Source organism: Streptomyces omiyaensis (genome assembly GCF_014650895.1).
Classification (GTDB): domain Bacteria; phylum Actinomycetota; class Actinomycetes; order Streptomycetales; family Streptomycetaceae; genus Streptomyces; species Streptomyces omiyaensis.
The window spans coordinates 13,550-28,888 of sequence record NZ_BMVV01000038.1 but is presented as its reverse complement, the minus strand read 5'-3'; the positions used below and the strand labels follow the sequence as shown (position 1 = coordinate 28,888).

The window sequence follows — 15,339 nt, the reverse complement described above, 5'->3', positions numbered from 1 at the left end:
CGCGGCCCCGTCGTCCCTCTCCCGAGGGCCGGCGGGGCCGTGTCCGTTACGGGGCTCAGCGCAGCAGGCGGGCCAGCGCGTCCGGGTCGGTCACGGGTGCGTCGCAGGTGAAGTGGCGGCAGACGTACGCGGCGGGTGACCCGGCGACCAGGGGGCGGCCGGCCAGGAGCGGGAACTCCCCGCCGTCGGGGGCTCCGGCGGCGAGGACCGCTCCGGGGGTGGCCGCCCCCAGGGCCGTACGGCGCAGCTCCCGGAAGGCGGGGTCGTCGGCGGCGCCGACGACGGCGATCTCGCGGGGGCCGTCGAGCAGGGCCTCGGCGACGGCGAGCCCCCAGCCGATGAAGCGGGGGGCGCGCGGGCCGAGCGCCTTGACCACGCCGAGGGCTCCCTCGGCGGCGGCCCGGTGGGCCTCCGAGCCGGTGTGGGCCGCGTAGGAGAGCAGGGCCCCGGCCGCGGCGGTCCAGCCGGAGGGGGTGGCGTTGTCGGTGGGGTCCTGGGGGCGCCGGATGAGGGCCTCGGCGTCGTGGGCCGTGTCGTACAGCGCGCCGCCCTCGCCGGTGAAGCGGTCGAGGACGTGGTCCAGGAGGAGCCCGGCGAAGTCGAGCCAGGCGCCCTCGCCGGTGACGGCGGCGAGGGCGAGGAAGCCCTCGGCGACGTCGGCGTAGTCCTCCAGGACGCCCGCGTTGGCGCCGGCCCGCCCGTCCTTCGAGGTGCGGGTGAGCCGGCCGCCGTCGTCGAGGTGGAGCCGGACGAGGAGGTCGGCGGCCTCGGTGGCGCGCTCGACCAGGTCGGGCCGGTCGAAGAGGGCGCCGGTCTCGGCCAGGGCGGCGATCGCGAGGCCGTTCCAGGCGGCGACGACCTTGTCGTCGCGGCCGGGGCGCTCGCGGCGCTCGCGGGCCGCGTGCAGCCGGGTGCGGATCGAGGCGATCCGGCCGGCGTCGGCGGGACCGGCCTCCTGCGGCAGCTGGAGGACCGAGGTGCCGTGCTCGAAGGTGCCGTCCCCGGTGACGCCGTAGTGGGCGGCGGCGAGGGCCGCGTCCCGCTCGCCGAGGACCTCGGCGAGCTGCTCGGGGGTCCACACGTAGTAGGCGCCCTCGACGTGCGCGCCCGTGCCGTCGTCGCTGTCCGCGTCGAGCGCGGAGGCGAGGCCGCCCTCGGGGGTGCGCAGCTCGCGGACCATGAAGTCGGCGGTCTCCAGGGCGATCCGGCGGGCCAGGTCGCTGCCGGTGGCCCTCCACAGGTGGGCGTAGACCCGGCAGAGCAGGGCGTTGTCGTACAGCATCTTCTCGAAGTGCGGCACGACCCAGGCGCGGTCGACGGCGTAGCGGGCGAAGCCGCCGCCGAGCTGGTCGTAGATGCCGCCGCGGGCCATCGCCTCGCAGGTGTCGGCGGCCATCTGGAGGGCGCCCTCGGAGCCGGTGCGGGCGTGGTGGCGGAGGAGGAACTCCAGGGTCATCGACGGCGGGAACTTGGGGGCGCCGCCGAAGCCGCCGCGGGTGGCGTCGTACTCGCGGGTGAGGCCGAGGAGGGCGGCGGCGAGCTCCTCCTCGCCGGGCAGCCCCTGGCCGCCGTGGGCGAGGGAGCGGCCGGCGAGGTCCTTCACGATCCGGTCGGCGACCTCGGCGACCTCGCCGCGGCGGTCGGCCCAGGCGGCGCGGACGCCGTCGAGGACCTCGGGGAAGGACGGCATGCCGTGGCGGGGCTCCGGCGGGAAGTAGGTGCCGAAGTAGAACGGCGCCGCGTCGGGCGTGAGGAAGACGGTCATGGGCCAGCCGCCCTGACCGGTGGCGGCCTGCACGGCCTCCATGTAGACGGCGTCGACGTCGGGCCGCTCCTCGCGGTCGACCTTGACGGCGACGAAGTGCTCGTTGACCAGGGCGGCGGTGGCCTCGTCCTCGAAGGACTCGTGGGCCATCACGTGGCACCAGTGGCACGAGCTGTACCCGACGCTGAGCAGGACCGGGACGTCACGGCGCCGGGCCTCCTCGAACGCCTCGGCGGACCAGGGCCACCAGTCGACCGGGTTGTCGGCGTGCTGGAGGAGGTAGGGGGAGGTCTCATGGGCCAGTCGGTTCGGCATGGGCCCATCCTGCCCTGCCGGTACGGGCGGGGGCGGGAGGTCCGCCTCGGTACGGCGGCGGGCGGACCGGGTGGCGCAGGCGCCCTCGGCGGCCGGCTCGGGCGCGCCGCTCACCGGGCGCCTCCGGCGGGGGCCGCCGGCCCGTGCCGCGGGGGTACGGGCCGGCGGGGCGTCACTTGGACGCGGCGGGGGTCCGGCCTCCGGGCTCGCCGGGGGCGGCCGCCGGGTCGGGGGCCTCCTCGAAGGAGATCCTGTTCATGTGGCGGGTCATCGACTTCATCAGCGCCCAGACCGCGAGGGCCAGGACGGCGAAGACGACGAACCCGAGGACGCCGGGGGTCACCTTGTTCTTGTCCAGCTCCTCGGCGGCGAAGGGGACCAGCTGCGTCAGTGCGAGGTGTGCGCTCATGTCAGGCATTGTCGCGGATGCCCGCGAAGAGATCTTCCTCGGGGAGGGAGGTCGGCACCAGCGACTTGCTGAGCTCGTACTCCTCCGTCGGCCAGACCTCCTTCTGGATCGCCATCGGCACCCGGAACCAGCCGCCCTCGGGGTCGATCTGGGTGGCGTGGGCGATCAGCGCGCGGTCGCGGGTCTCGAAGAAGTCGGCGCAGGGGACGAAGGTGGTCAGCGTCCGCTCCTTGCGCTCGAACTCCTTCCAGCGCTCCAGCCACTCGCCGTACGGGGACTCCAGGCCCCGGTCGAGGAGGGCCTGGTGGAGGGCCTCGGTGCGGGGGCGGTTGAAGCCCTGGTTGTAGTAGAGCTTCTGGGGCTCGAAGACCGGACCGAACTCGGCCTCGGGGAACTTCTCCGCGTCGGCCGCGCCGTCGAAGGCCACCATCGTGATCTTGTGGGTCATGATGTGGTCGGGGTGCGGGTAGCCGCCGTTCTCGTCGTAGGTCGTGATGACCTGCGGACGGAAGGAGCGGATCTTGCGGACGAGCTCGCCGGCCGCGTGGTCCACGTCCTCCAGGGCGAAGCAGCCCTCGGGGAGCGGGGGCAGCGGGTCGCCCTCGGGGAGGCCGGAGTCGACGAAGCCGAGCCACTCCTGCTCGACGCCGAGGATCTCCCGGGCCTCGTCCATCTCCTTGCGGCGGACCTCGTGGATGTTCTCCTCGATGGCGGGGTCGCCCTGGAGCTTGGGGTTCAGGACCGAGCCGCGCTCACCGCCCGTGCACGTCACCACCAGGACGTCCACCCCCTCGGACACGTACTTGGCCATGGTCGCCGCGCCCTTGCTCGACTCGTCGTCGGGGTGGGCGTGAACGGCCATCAGTCGCAGCTGCTCAGTCAAGACTCGATCCTCAGTGATTCGACGCGGAGGGTGGTCTCTATAGTGACGGAACCGGGGGGACGAAAATTCCGCCACCCCCGGCCGGGAGAGGACCGATAGATGAACGGCACCGTGCGAGAGCAGCTGCCCGAGGGACGCTACGGGCGCTCCGCGGACGAGCGGGCCGACCGGAAGCTCCGGATCGCGGGCTCGGTCCTCGGGGTCCTCTTCCTGGCCATGATCGGCTGGTTCGGCTGGCACTACGTCGTCGACAACAAGATCAGCGCCGAGATGATCAAGTTCGACGTGGTGAGCGACACCGAGGTGCAGGTGCACCTGGAGGTCCGCAAGGACCGGGGCGTCGAGGGCGTGTGCACGCTCCGCTCCCGCTCCGAGGACGGCGCCGAGGTGGCCCGCAAGGACGTCACCGTCGACGACCCGGCAACGCGGGTCGACCAGGTCTACTCCCTGCGCACGACCGCCCGTGCCACCAGCGCCGAGCTCACGGGGTGTACGGCGCGGTAGCGGTGGGTAGGGGAGGGGCAGCGAGTTCCGGCGGGTCGCCGCGGTGACCTGGACCGACGCCATCCCGATGGTTTATGTCCTCCCGCTTTCCGCCACTCATTGTTAGGCTCGTGCTTTCGCCCACCCGGGAAGCGAACGTCTCCCGCGTAGGGCGATGCTTTGTATTCCCAGTACCTACGAGGAGCACCTGTGACCCAGACCAGCGACAACGTCACCTGGCTCACCCAGGAGGCGTACAACAAGCTCAAGGACGAGCTTGAGTACCTGTCTGGTCCCGCGCGTACCGAGATCGCCGCGAAGATCGCCGCCGCGCGCGAGGAGGGCGACCTGCGCGAGAACGGCGGGTACCACGCGGCCAAGGAGGAGCAGGGCAAGCAGGAGCTCCGGGTCCGCCAGCTCACCCAGCTGCTCCAGAACGCGAAGGTCGGCGAGGCCCCGGCGGACGACGGCGTCGTCGAGCCCGGCATGGTCGTGACGATCGCCTTCGACGGCGACGAGTCCGACACGATGACCTTCCTGCTCGCCTCCCGCGAGTACGCGAGCGGCGACATCGAGACCTACTCGCCGCAGTCGCCGCTCGGCATCGGCGTGAACGGCAAGAAGGCCGGCGACGACGCCGAGTACGAGCTGCCGAACGGCAAGAAGGCCAGGGTGAAGATCCTCAGCGCGAAGCCGTACGGCGGCTGACGCTCCGGCTTCCGCACGTGACGGAGGGCCGGTCCCCTGGAGGGGGCCGGCCCTTCGGCGTGCGCGGGGCTCAGGCGGAGGCGGAGCGGTACTTGCGGACGGAGAGGGTGCGGAAGACGACGACGATGAGGACCGAGTAGATCAGCGACGCCCACACCGGGTACTGCATCGGCCACGCGTCGGACGGGGAGAGGCCCGGGTCGCCGAAGAGCTTGCGGCACGCCTGGACGGTCGCGCTGAACGGGTTCCACTCCGCCACCGGCTGGAGCCAGCCGGGGAGCTTGCTGGAGTCGACGAAGGCGTTCGAGACGAAGGTGACGGGGAAGAGCCAGATCAGCCCTCCGGAGGTCGCGGCCTCCGGGGTGCGCACGGAGAGGCCGATGAGGGCGCCGATCCAGGTGAAGGCGTACCCGAGGAGGAGCAGCAGGGCGAAGCCGAGCATGATCTTCCCGGCGTTGGTCGGCGCGGCGTAGCCGGGCCGCCAGCCGATGATCAGGGCGACGACCGCGAGGACCAGCAGGGTCACCGCCGTCTGCACCAGGTCCGCCATCGTGCGGCCGGTGAGGACCGCGCCGCGCGCCATCGGCAGCGACCGGAACCGGTCGATGAGGCCCTTGTGCATGTCGTCGGCGATGCCTGCGCCCGCTCCGGCGGTGGCGAAGGTGACGGTCTGGGCGAAGATGCCCGCCATCAGGAAGTTCTTGTAGACGTCCGGGTCGGTGCTGTTCCCGATCTGCATCGAGCCGCCGAAGACGTACGTGAACAGGATGACGAACATGACGGGCTGGATCAGCCCGAAGAGGATCATCTCCGGGATCCTGGACATGCGGATCAGGTTCCGCTTGGTGACGACCAGGGAGTCCGCGAACGACCGGGCGATCCCGCCGCGCGCGGCGGGGGGCCTTCGGGCCCCGTCGGTGAGGGTGGTCACGCGGCCGGCTCCTTCCGCTGCCCGCGGCCCCCGGCGGAGGGGTCCGCGCCGTTCTCCTCGTCCTGCGCGCGCTCGGCGGCGTGGCCGGTGAGGGAGATGAAGACGTCGTCGAGGGTGGGGCGGCGCAGTCCGATGTCGTCGATCTCGACGCCGACGGCGTCGAGGTCGCGGATGACCTCGGCGAGGAGCTTGGCGCCGCCGGTGACGGGGACGGTGAGCTTGCGGGTGTGGTCCTCGACGGAGACGTCGCCGAGGCCGCGCTCGCCGGGGCCGTAGCGGGCGAGGATCCCGCGGGCGGGGGCGATGGCGTCCCGTTCGTGGACGACGACCTCGACGCGTTCGCCGCCGGTGCGGGCCTTGAGCTGGTCGGAGGTGCCGCGGGCGATGACCTTGCCGTGGTCGACCACGGCGATGTCGTGGGCGAGGTGATCGGCCTCCTCCAGGTACTGGGTGGTGAGGAGGAGGGTGGTGCCGCCGGAGACGAGTTCCTTGATGACGTCCCACAGGGCCTGGCGGTTGCGGGGGTCGAGGCCGGTGGTCGGCTCGTCCATGAACATCACGGGCGGGGAGACGACCAGGGCGGCGGCGAGGTCGAGGCGGCGGCGCATGCCGCCGGAGTAGGTCCTGGCGGGGCGGTCGGCGGCGTCGGCGAGGTGGAAGCGCTCCAGGAGCTCGCCGGCCCGCTCCTTCGCCGCGCGGGCCCTCATCTGGTAGAGCTGTCCGACCATCTGGAGGTTCTCGCGGCCGGTGAGGTACTCGTCGACGGCGGCGAACTGGCCGGAGAGGCCGATGGAGCGGCGGACCTCGTCGGGGTGCTCCAGGACGTCGAGGCCGGCGACCGTGGCGGAGCCGCTGTCGGGGCGGAGCAGGGTCGTGAGGACCCGTACGGTGGTCGTCTTCCCCGCTCCGTTGGGACCGAGCAGGCCGAGGACGGTGCCCTCGGGCACGTCGAGGTCCACCCCGTCCAGTGCGGTGACGTCGCCGAAGGTCTTCACCAGTCCCTCGGCATGGATCGCGCCTGGCATGTCCACACTCCCGGATCATTTCGGGCATTTCTGCCGATCCTAGGGCAGTGTGATGGGGCGCGCTCAGGCCAGGACGGTGTAGTCCGCGTCCCGCAGCGCCGCCTCCACCTCACGGCAGTGCTCCGGCCCCTTCGTCTCCAGGTGCAGCTCCACCTCCACCTCCGTGAGGCCGAGCCGGGGATCGGTCCGCACGTGGCTGACGTCGAGCACGTTCGCGTCGACCACGGTCAGCACCGCGAGCAGCGTCGCCAGCGCCCCCGGCCGGTCCGCCACCCGCAGCCGCAGGCTCAGGTAGCGCCCGGCCGCCGCCATGCCGTGCCGCAGGATCCGCTGGAGCAGCAGCGGATCCACGTTCCCGCCCGAGAGGACCGCCACGACCGGCCCCCGGAAGGACTCGGGGTCGCTCAGCAGCGCCGCCACCGGGCTCGCCCCGGCCGGTTCCACCACCAGCTTCGCCCGCTCCAGGCAGAGCAGCAGCGCCGAGGAGAGCGCGTCCTCCGACACCGTGCGCACCTCGTCGACGTACTCCTGGACCAGGCCGAAGGGCACGTCGCCGGGCCGCCCCACCTTGATCCCGTCGGCCATCGTCACCGGCGACTCGACCACCACCGGGTGCCCGGCGGCCAGCGACGGCGGATAGGCCGCCGCCCCCTCCGCCTGCACGCCCACGATCCGCACGTCCGGCCGGACCGACTTCACCGCGAGGCCGACGCCGGCCGCGAGGCCGCCGCCGCCGATCCCGACCACGATGGTGCGGACCTCCGGGCACTGCTCCAGGATCTCCAGGCCGACCGTGCCCTGGCCGACGATCACGTCGGGGTGGTCGAAGGGGTGGATGAAGACCGCGCCGGTCTCCCGCGCGTACTCCTGCGCCGCGGCCAGCGTCTCGTCCACCACGTGCCCCTGGAGCCGCACCTCCGCCCCGTACTCCCGGGTCGCCGCGACCTTCGGCAGCGGCGCCCCGACCGGCATGAACACGGTCGCGTGCACCCCGAGCAGCCGTGAGGCGAGCGCCACACCCTGCGCGTGGTTCCCCGCCGAGGCGGCGACCACCCCGGCCGCCTTCTCCTCCGGCCGCAGCCCCGCGATCCGCACGTACGCCCCGCGCAGCTTGAACGACCCGGTCCGCTGGAGGTTCTCGCACTTGAGCAGGACCGGCGCCCCCACCAGCGACGACAGGTGACGGCTGCCCTCCAGGGCGGTCGTCCGGGCCACCCCCGACAGCATCTTCTGCGCGCCGCGCACGTCGTCGAGCATCAGGCGGTGCAAGGGGTGTGGCGTGCCGAAGGTCATGACCCCAAGTCTCGCAGCTCACCGGGGTCGCGGCCGCGCGGGCCACGGCCCCGGGGCGGGTTTGCGCACGGCCGGTACGGAGCCCGGCGCGTCCGCGTACTCTGTCCCCCACACCGACCACCCCCGCACGAGAGAGCCCTCAGCCATGCCCACATCTCAGGACATGACGACCGAGCTTGATCCCGGCCTCCTCGATGCCCTCCAGCACCAGGTGGCCGTCTTCGCCCGCCGGGCCGAGCAGACGCGCCTCGGCGGCACCGGCCAGCTCCGCAACTCCATGGACCGGGCCGCCTACCTCCTCCTCAACCGCCTCGACCAGGAAGGGCCGATGGGCGTCAAGGCGCTCGCGGCGGGCATGGGGATCGACTCCTCGACCGTCACCCGCCAGGTCGCCCCGCTCGTCGACTCCGGCCTGGTCAAGCGCGCCTCGCACCCGGAGGACGGGCGCGCGGTCGTGCTCCAGCTCTCCCCGCGCGGCCTGGAGCGCCTGGAGGAGGTCCGCTCCTCGCGCCGCACGCTGATGGCCGAGGTCACGGACGGCTGGACGGAGGAGGAGCGGGAGGCCTTCTGCTCCCTGCTCACCCGTTTCAACACGGCGCTCTCCGCCCGCCAGTCCGGCCACCAGCCGGGCACCGCCGCCTCCCCGCAGGGGGGTTGACCTCCCCTCCCCCGGGGCCGCTAGATGAGGTGTGGGCACGCGCCGGAGCAGATCCGAACACGCCACCCGCGCCCGGGAGTTCGACGCCTTCGTGGCGGGCGCGGCGGGGCGGCTGCTGCACGTCGCCACGCTGCTCACCGCCGAGACCCGGGCCCGCAACCCGTACGCCCACGCCCTGCTGACCACCGCCCTGGCCCACACCTACGCGATCCGCGAACGGGGCCGCGACGAGGATCCGTACGCCCTCACCCGGGACGGGCTCGCACTGCGCTTCGCCCGCACCGCCTGGCGCCACCGCACCGGCCGGGGCGGGGTCCTCGGCGCCCTCACCCCGCTCGAACGCCTGGTGCTGGTGCTGCGCCTGTACGAGGGCGTGCCCGAGGAGCAGACCGCCGCGCTGCTCGGTCTCCCGGAGGACCGGGTCCGGGCGGTGTGCGCCCGCGCGGTGGCCGTGATGCGGGCCGGCGGGCGACGGGCGGCGGCATGACGGACCGGGACGAGGGGGCGGCCGCGTGGTGAGGCACGGCGACAAGGAGGCGGCCGTCAGACGGCTGCTCGACACCCCGCACCCGCCGGTGCCGCCCGGTCTGGGGGCGCGGGCGGCGGCGCTCGGCGGCCGGGTCCGCCGGCGGCGGCGGACGGCGCGGCGGGCCGGCGCCGCGCTGGCCGGGCTCGCCGCGCTCTGCTTCGCCGTCTGGGCGGCGGAGGCGCGCCCCTGGGAGCCGCCGCCTGCCGCGACCACGCCGCCGTTCGCCGGGCCGTGACGACGGTCCTAGCCTGGAGGAGGGGGTCGGAACAGCGACGCAGGAGGCCCACATGACCAGGAAAGCCGCCGACTGCCGGGACGCCCCGAGCGTGTCGGGCTGCTCGCTCTACATCTCCGGCGAGGAGGAGGAGGTGGTCCGGGCCGCCACCGAGCACGCGGTCTCGGTCCACGAGCACACGGACTCCCCGGAACTGCGGGCGGAGGTGCGGGCGAGCCTGAAGGACGCCCTGCCCGGGACCTGAGCGGCCGCGGGGACCCGGCCGCGGGGACGGGGTGGCCCCGTCCCCGCGGCCGGGGGCGCGGGCGGGGTCAGCCCAGCGCCTCGCGCAGGTCGGCGATCAGGTCGTCGACGTTCTCGATGCCCACGGAGAGGCGGACCAGGTCGGCCGGGACCTCCAGGGCCGAACCGGCGACGCTGGCGTGCGTCATCCGGCCCGGGTGCTCGATCAGCGACTCGACGCCGCCGAGGGACTCGCCCAGGGTGAAGAGCTTCGCGCGGTTGCACACGCCGACCGCCGCCTCCTCGCCGCCCTCGACGCGGAAGGAGATCATGCCGCCGAAGGAGCGCATCTGCTTGGCCGCGATCTCGTGGCCCGGGTGCTCGGCGAGGCCCGGGTAGAGGACCTGGGTGACCTTCGGGTGCCGGGTCAGGAAGTCGGCGACCGCGGTGGCGTTCTCGCTGTGCCGGTCCATGCGGACGGCGAGCGTCTTGATGCCGCGCAGCACGATCCACGAGTCGAACGGGCCGGCCACCGCGCCCATCGCGTTCTGGTGGTACGCCAGTTCCTCGCCGAGCTCCGCGTCGGCCGCGATCAGCGCGCCGCCGACGACGTCGGAGTGGCCGCCCATGTACTTGGTGAGGGAGTGGACGACGACGTCCGCGCCGAGCGCCAGCGGCTGCTGGAGGTAGGGCGAGGCGAAGGTGTTGTCGACGACCAGCTTCGCGCCGGCCTGGCGGGCCACGCCCGCGACGGCCTCGACGTCGGTGATGCCGAGCAGCGGGTTCGACGGGGTCTCGACCCAGATCAGCTTCGTGCGGTCGTTGATCGCGCCGCGCACGGAGGCGATGTCGGAGGTGTCCGCGACGGAGAAGTCGACGCCCCAGCGCTGCACGACCTTGGCGAAGAGGCGGAAGGTGCCGCCGTAGGCGTCGTTCGGGATGACCACGTGGTCGCCGGGGGCGAGGAGGGTGCGCAGCAGGCAGTCCTCGGCGGCCAGGCCGGAGGCGAAGGCCAGGCCGCGCCGGCCGCCCTCCAGCGCCGCCAGGTTCTCCTCCAGGGCGGTCCGGGTCGGATTGGCGCTGCGGCTGTACTCGTAGCCGCCGCGGAGCCCGCCCACACCGTCCTGCTTGTAGGTGGACACCTGGTAGATGGGCGGGACGACCGCGCCGGTCAGCGGGTCGGCGGTGTTGCCCGCGTGGATGGCGCGGGTCTCGAAGTTCTGGTGGCTGTGCTGGTCGCTCATGGTCAGGAGCGTAGTGCCGCGGCCCCGCCACCGCCGCGATTCGTCCACGACCGCGTCCTGGACAATGGACGCATGGAGATTCTCTGGTTCCTGATCGCCCTGGGTCTGCTCTTCGGCGTCCTCGGCCCCTATCTGCTGCGCCGCCGTGGCGGCGGCATCCGGCAGGTCGCGCCCGGCACGCCCGACGCCGCCGACCCGGAGGCGTACGGATTCGTCCGGCAGGAGGAGCTGGACGTGCGGCTCCCGGGGCCGGACCACGATCTCCTGGACGTCCTCCACGTCGTGCAGGCCACCCAGGACTGGCGGGCCGCGTCCCAGCTGCTCGCCGGCACGCCGAAGGAGAGCGAGGTGCGCTGGCAGCGCGTCCAGGCCTTCGCCGGGGCGGCCTCCCTGGAGCTCGCGGAGAAGCCGGGCGCCGGCGGGGCCTGGCTGCGCGCCTGGCGCTCGGAGGCGCCGAAGGACGCGGGCGGCGCGGCCGTGCACGCGGAGTTCCTGGTGCAGCAGGCGTGGCGCTCCTCCGCGGCCGGCAGCGACGACTTCCGGATCATCCTGGAGGAGGCCCGGAAGGTCGCCGAGGAGGCCGCGCTGCTCGCGCCCGGCGACCCCGTCCCGTACGTCACGCGGCTCGCGGTGGCGCGCGGACTGGGCTACGGCCCCGAGCAGTTCGACCGGGTGTGGGCCGAGGTCATCGACCGGGCGCCGCACCACATGGGCGCGCACCTGGCGGCGCTGCACTACTGGTGCGAGAAGTGGCACGGTTCGCGCGAGGAGGCCGACCACTTCGCGACCACGGCCGCCGCGCGGGCCCCGCGGGGTTCGCTGCTCGCGGCGCTGCCGCTCTTCGCGGTCTTCGAGCACGTGCCGGACGTGGTGCTGGTGCAGGACTTCTACGGCACGGCGGTGGTGAGCAAGGCGATGGAGGGCGCGCTGTACGCGGTGCACTCGGCCCGGCCCGACGACCCGATGCTCGCGCACGTGCGGCACCTGCTGGTGTGGTTCCTGGTGCGCGGCGAGCGCTGGGCCGAGGCGATGCACCAGCTGGTGCGGGTGGACGGGCACGTGGGCGCGCTGCCGTGGACGCTGAGCGGCGACCCGGCGGCCGAGTACACCCTCCACCGGAACCTGGCGGTGGCCGGGTACGAGGCGAACGGCGGGAACCCGGCGACCCTGCGCCGCTGACGCGGCTCCCCCGGCGACGGGGGACGGGGGGACGGGGCGGGGACCGGGGGAACAGGCGCGGGCGCGCCGGTGTTGTGCCGACTGCCGTACAGCGTCGAGGAGAGATGCCGCATGTTCCTGTCCCGCACCCCCGTCCTGCCCGCCCCGGAGCAGGCCCTGCGTGGCCGCCCGGAGCCGGAGTTCTCCGTCCCCGAGCGCCACACGGTGCTCGGCAACCCGCTGCTCGGCCCGTACCCGGAGGGCCTGGAGGTCGCCGACTTCGGCCTCGGCTGTTTCTGGGGCGCCGAGCGGAAGTTCTGGCAGACCGACGGCGTGTGGACGACGCTCGTCGGCTACCAGGGCGGCTACACCCCGAACCCCACGTACGAGGAGGTCTGCTCGGGCCTCACCGGGCACACCGAGGTGGTCCGGGTGGTCTTCGACCCGGCGAAGGTGTCGTACGAGACGCTCCTGAAGGTCTTCTGGGAGTCCCACGACCCGACGCAGGGCTTCCGCCAGGGCAACGACGTGGGCACCCAGTACCGCTCCGCCGCCTACACCCACTCCCCCGCCCAGGCGGAGGCCGCCGAGGCCTCCCGCGCCGCCTACCAGAGGGTGCTGACCGGCTCCGGCTACGGCGAGATCACCACCGCCGTCCTCCCGGCCGGCGAGCGCCCGTTCTACCCGGCGGAGGGCTACCACCAGCAGTACCTGGACAAGAACCCGGCCGGCTACTGCGGCATCGGCGGCACGGGCGTCTCCTGCCCGATCGGGGTGGCCCCGGCGGAGTAGGCGGCGCGCAGCGCCCCGGCCGTCGCGGCCGCCCGGTACCCCTCGGGGGTGCCGTCGACCAGGAGGACGTCGCCGTCCATGTGACGGGTCCGCAGGGGCAGCAGGGCCTGGTACGGCTCGGAGTCGTACCAGGCCCTCGCCGTCTCGTACGTCGGGAAGGCGATGAGCACGACGGCGCCGGGCCACTCTCCTTCGAGGACCTCGCGCCGGGGCGCGCCGTGCACGAGGAAGCGTCCGCCGAAGGGGTCCAGGGTGGCCTGGATCCGCTCCATGTAGTCGAGGACCTCGGGGTCGAGGACGGGCTTCGGGGTCAGGTTCGCCATCGCGTATGCGGTCATGGGACCAGCGTGCCGGGGCGCGGCGCCGGGGTCGATTACCCCGGAGGTCATGCGGGAAGGGCCCCCTCCGGAGCGGAGGGGGCCCTTCCCGTGCGGGTCCCGCGGGGACGGCGGCGGATCAGAGCGCCGAGCCGGCCTTCCAGGCCGACCAGTCCATGTTCCAGCCGTTGAGGCCGTTGTCGGGGGCGATCGTCTTGTCCTTGGAGTTCTTGACGATCACGACGTCACCGGTGATCGACTGGTCGTAGAACCAGGCGGCCGTCTGGTTGGGGTCGCCGGCGCCCTTGACGTCGGCGAGGCCCACGCAGCCGTGGCTGGTGTTGACGGAGCCGAAGATGGAGCGGGCGCCCCAGTAGTTGCCGTGGATGAAGGTGCCGGAGGTGGACAGGCGCATGGCGTGCGGCACGTCCTTGATGTCGTACTCGCCCTTGCCGTCGGAGTCGGTGAAGCCGACGGTGGCGCCGTTCATCCGGGTCTCCTTGAACTTCTCGGAGATCACCATCTCGCCGTTGTAGGTGGTGTTGTCCGGGGAGCCGGCGGAGATCGGGATCGTCCGGATCACCTTGCCGTCGCGCACGACGGTCATGGTCTTCTTCGCGACGTCGACCGTGGAGACCTGGCTGCGGCCGACCTTGAAGGTGACGGTCTTCTGCTGGACGCCGAAGACGCCGTCGGCGCCCTCGACGCCGTCGAGGTCGAGCTTGAGGGTGACGGTCGTGCCGGCCTTCCAGTAGTCGTCCGGGCGGAAGTCGAGCCGGGTCGAGTTGAACCAGTGGCCGACGATCTCCTGGCCGGAGCTGGAGGAGACCTTGATGCCGCCCTGGACGGCCTTCTTGTCGGTGATCGCCTTGTTGAAGTTGATCGAGACCGGCATGCCCACGCCGACGGTCGAGCCGTCCTCGGGGGTGAAGTTGCCGATGAAGCTGTTCTCCTTCGACACGGTGGTGAAGGAGGAGTTCTCGTGCGCCTCCAGGCCCGCCGCGTCGACGGCGGTGGCGGCGATCTTGTAGACGGTGGCGCGCTCCAGCTGGCCGGTCGGCTTCCAGGAGAGGCCGTCGGCCGCTATCTCGCCCTTGACCGCGGTGCCCTCGGCGGAGGTCATGGTGACCTCGGTGAGCTTGCCGTCGGTGACGGCGACCTTGGCGGCGTTGTTGATCGAGGCGTTCTGCGAGCCGTTCTCCGGCGCGATCGTGATCTGCGCCTTGGAGGTCTTCTGCTGGGCCGCCTCGTCGACCTGGGCCTGTGACGGGGCGGTCGGCGAACCGGACGCGCCGGCACCGGCCGTGTCGTCGTCGTTGCAGGCCGAGAGGACGAGTACGCCGCTGAGCACCGCTGCCGCCGCGGCCAGGCTCCTGCGGCGCTTGCCGACCGTCATCACACGCTTCTCCATCGTCGCCGATTCCCTGTCAATCCATCAGAACACCCATGCCCCCGCTCCGGTTCCGGAAGCAGCGGGTTTGTGGGGAAGACCACTGAACAACACTGTTCGACACGCACGGGCGGGCCCTCCGGTTCCCCGAGGGGGCCCGCCTCGGCGCGCAAAGGCCCCGGGACGCCGTCCCGGGGCCCCGCGAACAGCCGCGTTCAGTCGTCCTCCCCGTCCCCATCCTCCTCGTCGAGCTCCCACTCCATCGCGTCGGGGTCGTAGTCGACCTCCTCGCTGCTCCAGGCGGCCTGGACGAGTTCGACGCCCGGCAGGTCGCGGACCAGGTCGAAGGGCTCCACGAGGTAGGCGAGGGCCTCGGAGGGGTCCTCCCGGACGGCCGCGCGGGCGTGCTCGCGCTCCTCGGCCGGCATGAACTCGTCGGAGTCGATCCGCCCTTCCGCGGCGGCGGTCAGCTCGGCGGGGCCGTCGATCTCCAGGACGATGTCGACGCGGAGCCGGACGTGACGGGTGGTGGTGCCGGTGTCGGGGGTGTCGGGGGTGCCGGGGATTTCGGAGGTGCTCATGGCTGGGAGCGTAGGGTCTGCCCGGCCTCGGCTTTCCCGCGACCCGCTGTGTTCATTAGCATCTGCCCACCGCGGTCCGGCCGCGGGGCCTGCCGTGAGGGAGAACGAGATCCACGTGTCCGCCGCCCGACGTCCGCTGCTGACCGCCACCGCGGCGGGGACCCTGCTGTGCGCCCTGTGGTTCGTCCCGTCGGCCAACGCCTCCGACGGCACGGGCGGGGCCGCGGTGCGCGGCGGGAGCCTCCAGCCCGCCGGCGAGGGGGGCGGGGACCGGCTCGCCGAGACCGGCGGCCCGGACACCACCGCGTACGTGCTGGGCGGGACGGGCTTCCTCGGGGTGGGCGCGGGCTTCGTGGCGCTGGCGATGCGGCGGCACGGGCGCGCCTCCTGAACACGGCGGG

19 protein-coding genes are annotated in these 15,339 nt (G+C 73.1%); 9 read left to right on the top strand and 10 right to left on the bottom strand.

Going from position 1 to position 15,339, the window contains the following annotated elements; translation table 11 throughout:
- Positions 1-55: 55 nt before the first annotated feature.
- The 3 genes from IE287_RS35190 to mca form a co-directional block, all read right to left on the bottom strand.
- Positions 56-2,080: a thioredoxin domain-containing protein gene (locus IE287_RS35190; RefSeq protein WP_189853476.1), complete on the bottom strand. Its 2,025-nt coding sequence runs from the start codon at positions 2,078-2,080 to the stop codon at positions 56-58.
- A gap of 172 nt (positions 2,081-2,252) precedes the next feature.
- Positions 2,253-2,489, bottom strand: coding sequence for a hypothetical protein (locus IE287_RS35185; RefSeq protein ID WP_189853475.1), 237 nt, complete (start codon positions 2,487-2,489; stop codon positions 2,253-2,255).
- A 1-nt stretch (position 2,490) separates the two neighbouring features.
- Positions 2,491-3,372 carry a mycothiol conjugate amidase Mca gene (gene mca / locus IE287_RS35180; protein WP_189853474.1) on the bottom strand — a complete coding sequence of 294 codons (882 nt, stop codon included), beginning with the start codon at positions 3,370-3,372 and terminating at the stop codon, positions 2,491-2,493.
- A gap of 99 nt (positions 3,373-3,471) precedes the next feature.
- On the opposite strand from mca, the gene IE287_RS35175 reads away from it, so the two are divergent.
- Together IE287_RS35175 and greA are read left to right on the top strand one after the other, a co-directional pair.
- On the top strand, positions 3,472-3,876 hold the full coding sequence (locus IE287_RS35175) for a DUF4307 domain-containing protein (RefSeq protein WP_189853473.1): 405 nt from the start codon (positions 3,472-3,474) through the stop codon (positions 3,874-3,876).
- A 189-nt stretch (positions 3,877-4,065) separates the two neighbouring features.
- Positions 4,066-4,563 carry a transcription elongation factor GreA gene (greA, locus tag IE287_RS35170; protein ID WP_189853472.1) on the top strand — a complete coding sequence of 166 codons (498 nt, stop codon included), beginning with the start codon at positions 4,066-4,068 and terminating at the stop codon, positions 4,561-4,563.
- A gap of 70 nt (positions 4,564-4,633) precedes the next feature.
- Here the strand turns inward: greA and IE287_RS35165 are convergent, their stop codons facing one another.
- The 3 genes from IE287_RS35165 to ilvA form a co-directional block, all read right to left on the bottom strand.
- Positions 4,634-5,494: an ABC transporter permease gene (locus IE287_RS35165; RefSeq protein ID WP_189853471.1), complete on the bottom strand. Its 861-nt coding sequence runs from the start codon at positions 5,492-5,494 to the stop codon at positions 4,634-4,636.
- On the bottom strand, positions 5,491-6,519 hold the full coding sequence (locus IE287_RS35160; RefSeq protein ID WP_189853470.1) for an ATP-binding cassette domain-containing protein: 1,029 nt from the start codon (positions 6,517-6,519) through the stop codon (positions 5,491-5,493). The genes IE287_RS35165 and IE287_RS35160 overlap by 4 nt, the downstream gene beginning before the upstream one ends.
- Before the next feature lie 63 nt (positions 6,520-6,582).
- A complete protein-coding gene (gene ilvA / locus IE287_RS35155) occupies positions 6,583-7,812 on the bottom strand; it encodes a threonine ammonia-lyase (RefSeq protein ID WP_189853469.1) in 1,230 nt (409 codons plus the stop codon).
- A gap of 145 nt (positions 7,813-7,957) precedes the next feature.
- Between ilvA and IE287_RS35150 the strand changes: the two genes are divergently transcribed.
- From IE287_RS35150 to IE287_RS35135, 4 genes are read left to right on the top strand one after another with little or no spacing between them, the layout of a single operon-like run.
- The gene (locus IE287_RS35150; protein WP_189853468.1) at positions 7,958-8,470 is read left to right on the top strand and encodes a MarR family winged helix-turn-helix transcriptional regulator; all 513 of its coding nucleotides are present in this window, start codon (positions 7,958-7,960) and stop codon (positions 8,468-8,470) included.
- 31 nt (positions 8,471-8,501) lie between these two features.
- Complete coding sequence (locus tag IE287_RS35145) at positions 8,502-8,957, top strand: sigma factor-like helix-turn-helix DNA-binding protein (RefSeq protein ID WP_189853467.1); 456 nt, start codon at positions 8,502-8,504, stop codon at positions 8,955-8,957.
- A 25-nt stretch (positions 8,958-8,982) separates the two neighbouring features.
- A complete protein-coding gene (locus IE287_RS35140) occupies positions 8,983-9,234 on the top strand; it encodes a hypothetical protein (protein ID WP_189853466.1) in 252 nt (83 codons plus the stop codon).
- 52 nt (positions 9,235-9,286) lie between these two features.
- On the top strand, positions 9,287-9,478 hold the full coding sequence (locus IE287_RS35135; protein WP_189853465.1) for a DUF1059 domain-containing protein: 192 nt from the start codon (positions 9,287-9,289) through the stop codon (positions 9,476-9,478).
- A gap of 67 nt (positions 9,479-9,545) precedes the next feature.
- On the opposite strand, the gene IE287_RS35130 is transcribed toward IE287_RS35135, so the two are convergent.
- Complete coding sequence (locus IE287_RS35130) at positions 9,546-10,700, bottom strand: cystathionine gamma-synthase (protein WP_189853464.1); 1,155 nt, start codon at positions 10,698-10,700, stop codon at positions 9,546-9,548.
- A 72-nt stretch (positions 10,701-10,772) separates the two neighbouring features.
- Here IE287_RS35130 and IE287_RS35125 point away from each other — a divergent pair, with 72 nt between their 5' ends.
- Both IE287_RS35125 and msrA read left to right on the top strand, forming a co-directional pair.
- On the top strand, positions 10,773-11,879 hold the full coding sequence (locus tag IE287_RS35125; protein ID WP_189853463.1) for a hypothetical protein: 1,107 nt from the start codon (positions 10,773-10,775) through the stop codon (positions 11,877-11,879).
- 111 nt (positions 11,880-11,990) lie between these two features.
- Positions 11,991-12,650, top strand: coding sequence for a peptide-methionine (S)-S-oxide reductase MsrA (gene msrA, locus IE287_RS35120; protein ID WP_189853462.1), 660 nt, complete (start codon positions 11,991-11,993; stop codon positions 12,648-12,650).
- Here the strand turns inward: msrA and IE287_RS35115 are convergent.
- The 3 genes from IE287_RS35115 to IE287_RS35105 all read right to left on the bottom strand — a co-directional run bounded on the left by IE287_RS35115 (position 12,590) and on the right by IE287_RS35105 (position 14,938).
- A complete protein-coding gene (locus IE287_RS35115) occupies positions 12,590-12,988 on the bottom strand; it encodes a DUF1330 domain-containing protein (protein ID WP_189853461.1) in 399 nt (132 codons plus the stop codon). The two genes, msrA and IE287_RS35115, sit on opposite strands and share 61 nt — an antisense overlap.
- 118 nt (positions 12,989-13,106) lie before the next feature.
- Positions 13,107-14,378, bottom strand: a complete 1,272-nt coding sequence (locus IE287_RS35110) for a L,D-transpeptidase (RefSeq protein ID WP_189853460.1) — start codon at positions 14,376-14,378, stop codon at positions 13,107-13,109.
- A gap of 194 nt (positions 14,379-14,572) precedes the next feature.
- The gene (locus IE287_RS35105; protein ID WP_189853459.1) at positions 14,573-14,938 is read right to left on the bottom strand and encodes a hypothetical protein; all 366 of its coding nucleotides are present in this window, start codon (positions 14,936-14,938) and stop codon (positions 14,573-14,575) included.
- A 115-nt stretch (positions 14,939-15,053) separates the two neighbouring features.
- Between IE287_RS35105 and IE287_RS35100 the strand changes: the two genes are divergently transcribed.
- On the top strand, positions 15,054-15,329 hold the full coding sequence (locus IE287_RS35100; RefSeq protein ID WP_189853458.1) for a hypothetical protein: 276 nt from the start codon (positions 15,054-15,056) through the stop codon (positions 15,327-15,329).
- Positions 15,330-15,339 lie beyond the last annotated feature (10 nt).

Bases quoted from the DNA above. Each gene is read 5' to 3' on its own strand.
- IE287_RS35175 (WP_189853473.1), top strand. From the start codon at position 3,472: ATGAACGGCACCGTGCGAGAGCAGCTGCCCGAGGGACGCTACGGGCGC.
- IE287_RS35115 (WP_189853461.1), bottom strand. From the start codon at position 12,988: ATGACCGCATACGCGATGGCGAACCTGACCCCGAAGCCCGTCCTCGAC.
- IE287_RS35130 (WP_189853464.1), bottom strand. From the start codon at position 10,700: ATGAGCGACCAGCACAGCCACCAGAACTTCGAGACCCGCGCCATCCAC.
- IE287_RS35185 (WP_189853475.1), bottom strand. From the start codon at position 2,489: ATGAGCGCACACCTCGCACTGACGCAGCTGGTCCCCTTCGCCGCCGAG.
- IE287_RS35190 (WP_189853476.1), bottom strand. From the start codon at position 2,080: ATGCCGAACCGACTGGCCCATGAGACCTCCCCCTACCTCCTCCAGCAC.
- IE287_RS35105 (WP_189853459.1), bottom strand. From the start codon at position 14,938: ATGAGCACCTCCGAAATCCCCGGCACCCCCGACACCCCCGACACCGGC.
- IE287_RS35150 (WP_189853468.1), top strand. From the start codon at position 7,958: ATGCCCACATCTCAGGACATGACGACCGAGCTTGATCCCGGCCTCCTC.
- msrA (WP_189853462.1), top strand. From the start codon at position 11,991: ATGTTCCTGTCCCGCACCCCCGTCCTGCCCGCCCCGGAGCAGGCCCTG.
- IE287_RS35160 (WP_189853470.1), bottom strand. From the start codon at position 6,519: ATGCCAGGCGCGATCCATGCCGAGGGACTGGTGAAGACCTTCGGCGAC.
- ilvA (WP_189853469.1), bottom strand. From the start codon at position 7,812: ATGACCTTCGGCACGCCACACCCCTTGCACCGCCTGATGCTCGACGAC.
- IE287_RS35110 (WP_189853460.1), bottom strand. From the start codon at position 14,378: ATGGAGAAGCGTGTGATGACGGTCGGCAAGCGCCGCAGGAGCCTGGCC.
- IE287_RS35135 (WP_189853465.1), top strand. From the start codon at position 9,287: ATGACCAGGAAAGCCGCCGACTGCCGGGACGCCCCGAGCGTGTCGGGC.
- IE287_RS35125 (WP_189853463.1), top strand. From the start codon at position 10,773: ATGGAGATTCTCTGGTTCCTGATCGCCCTGGGTCTGCTCTTCGGCGTC.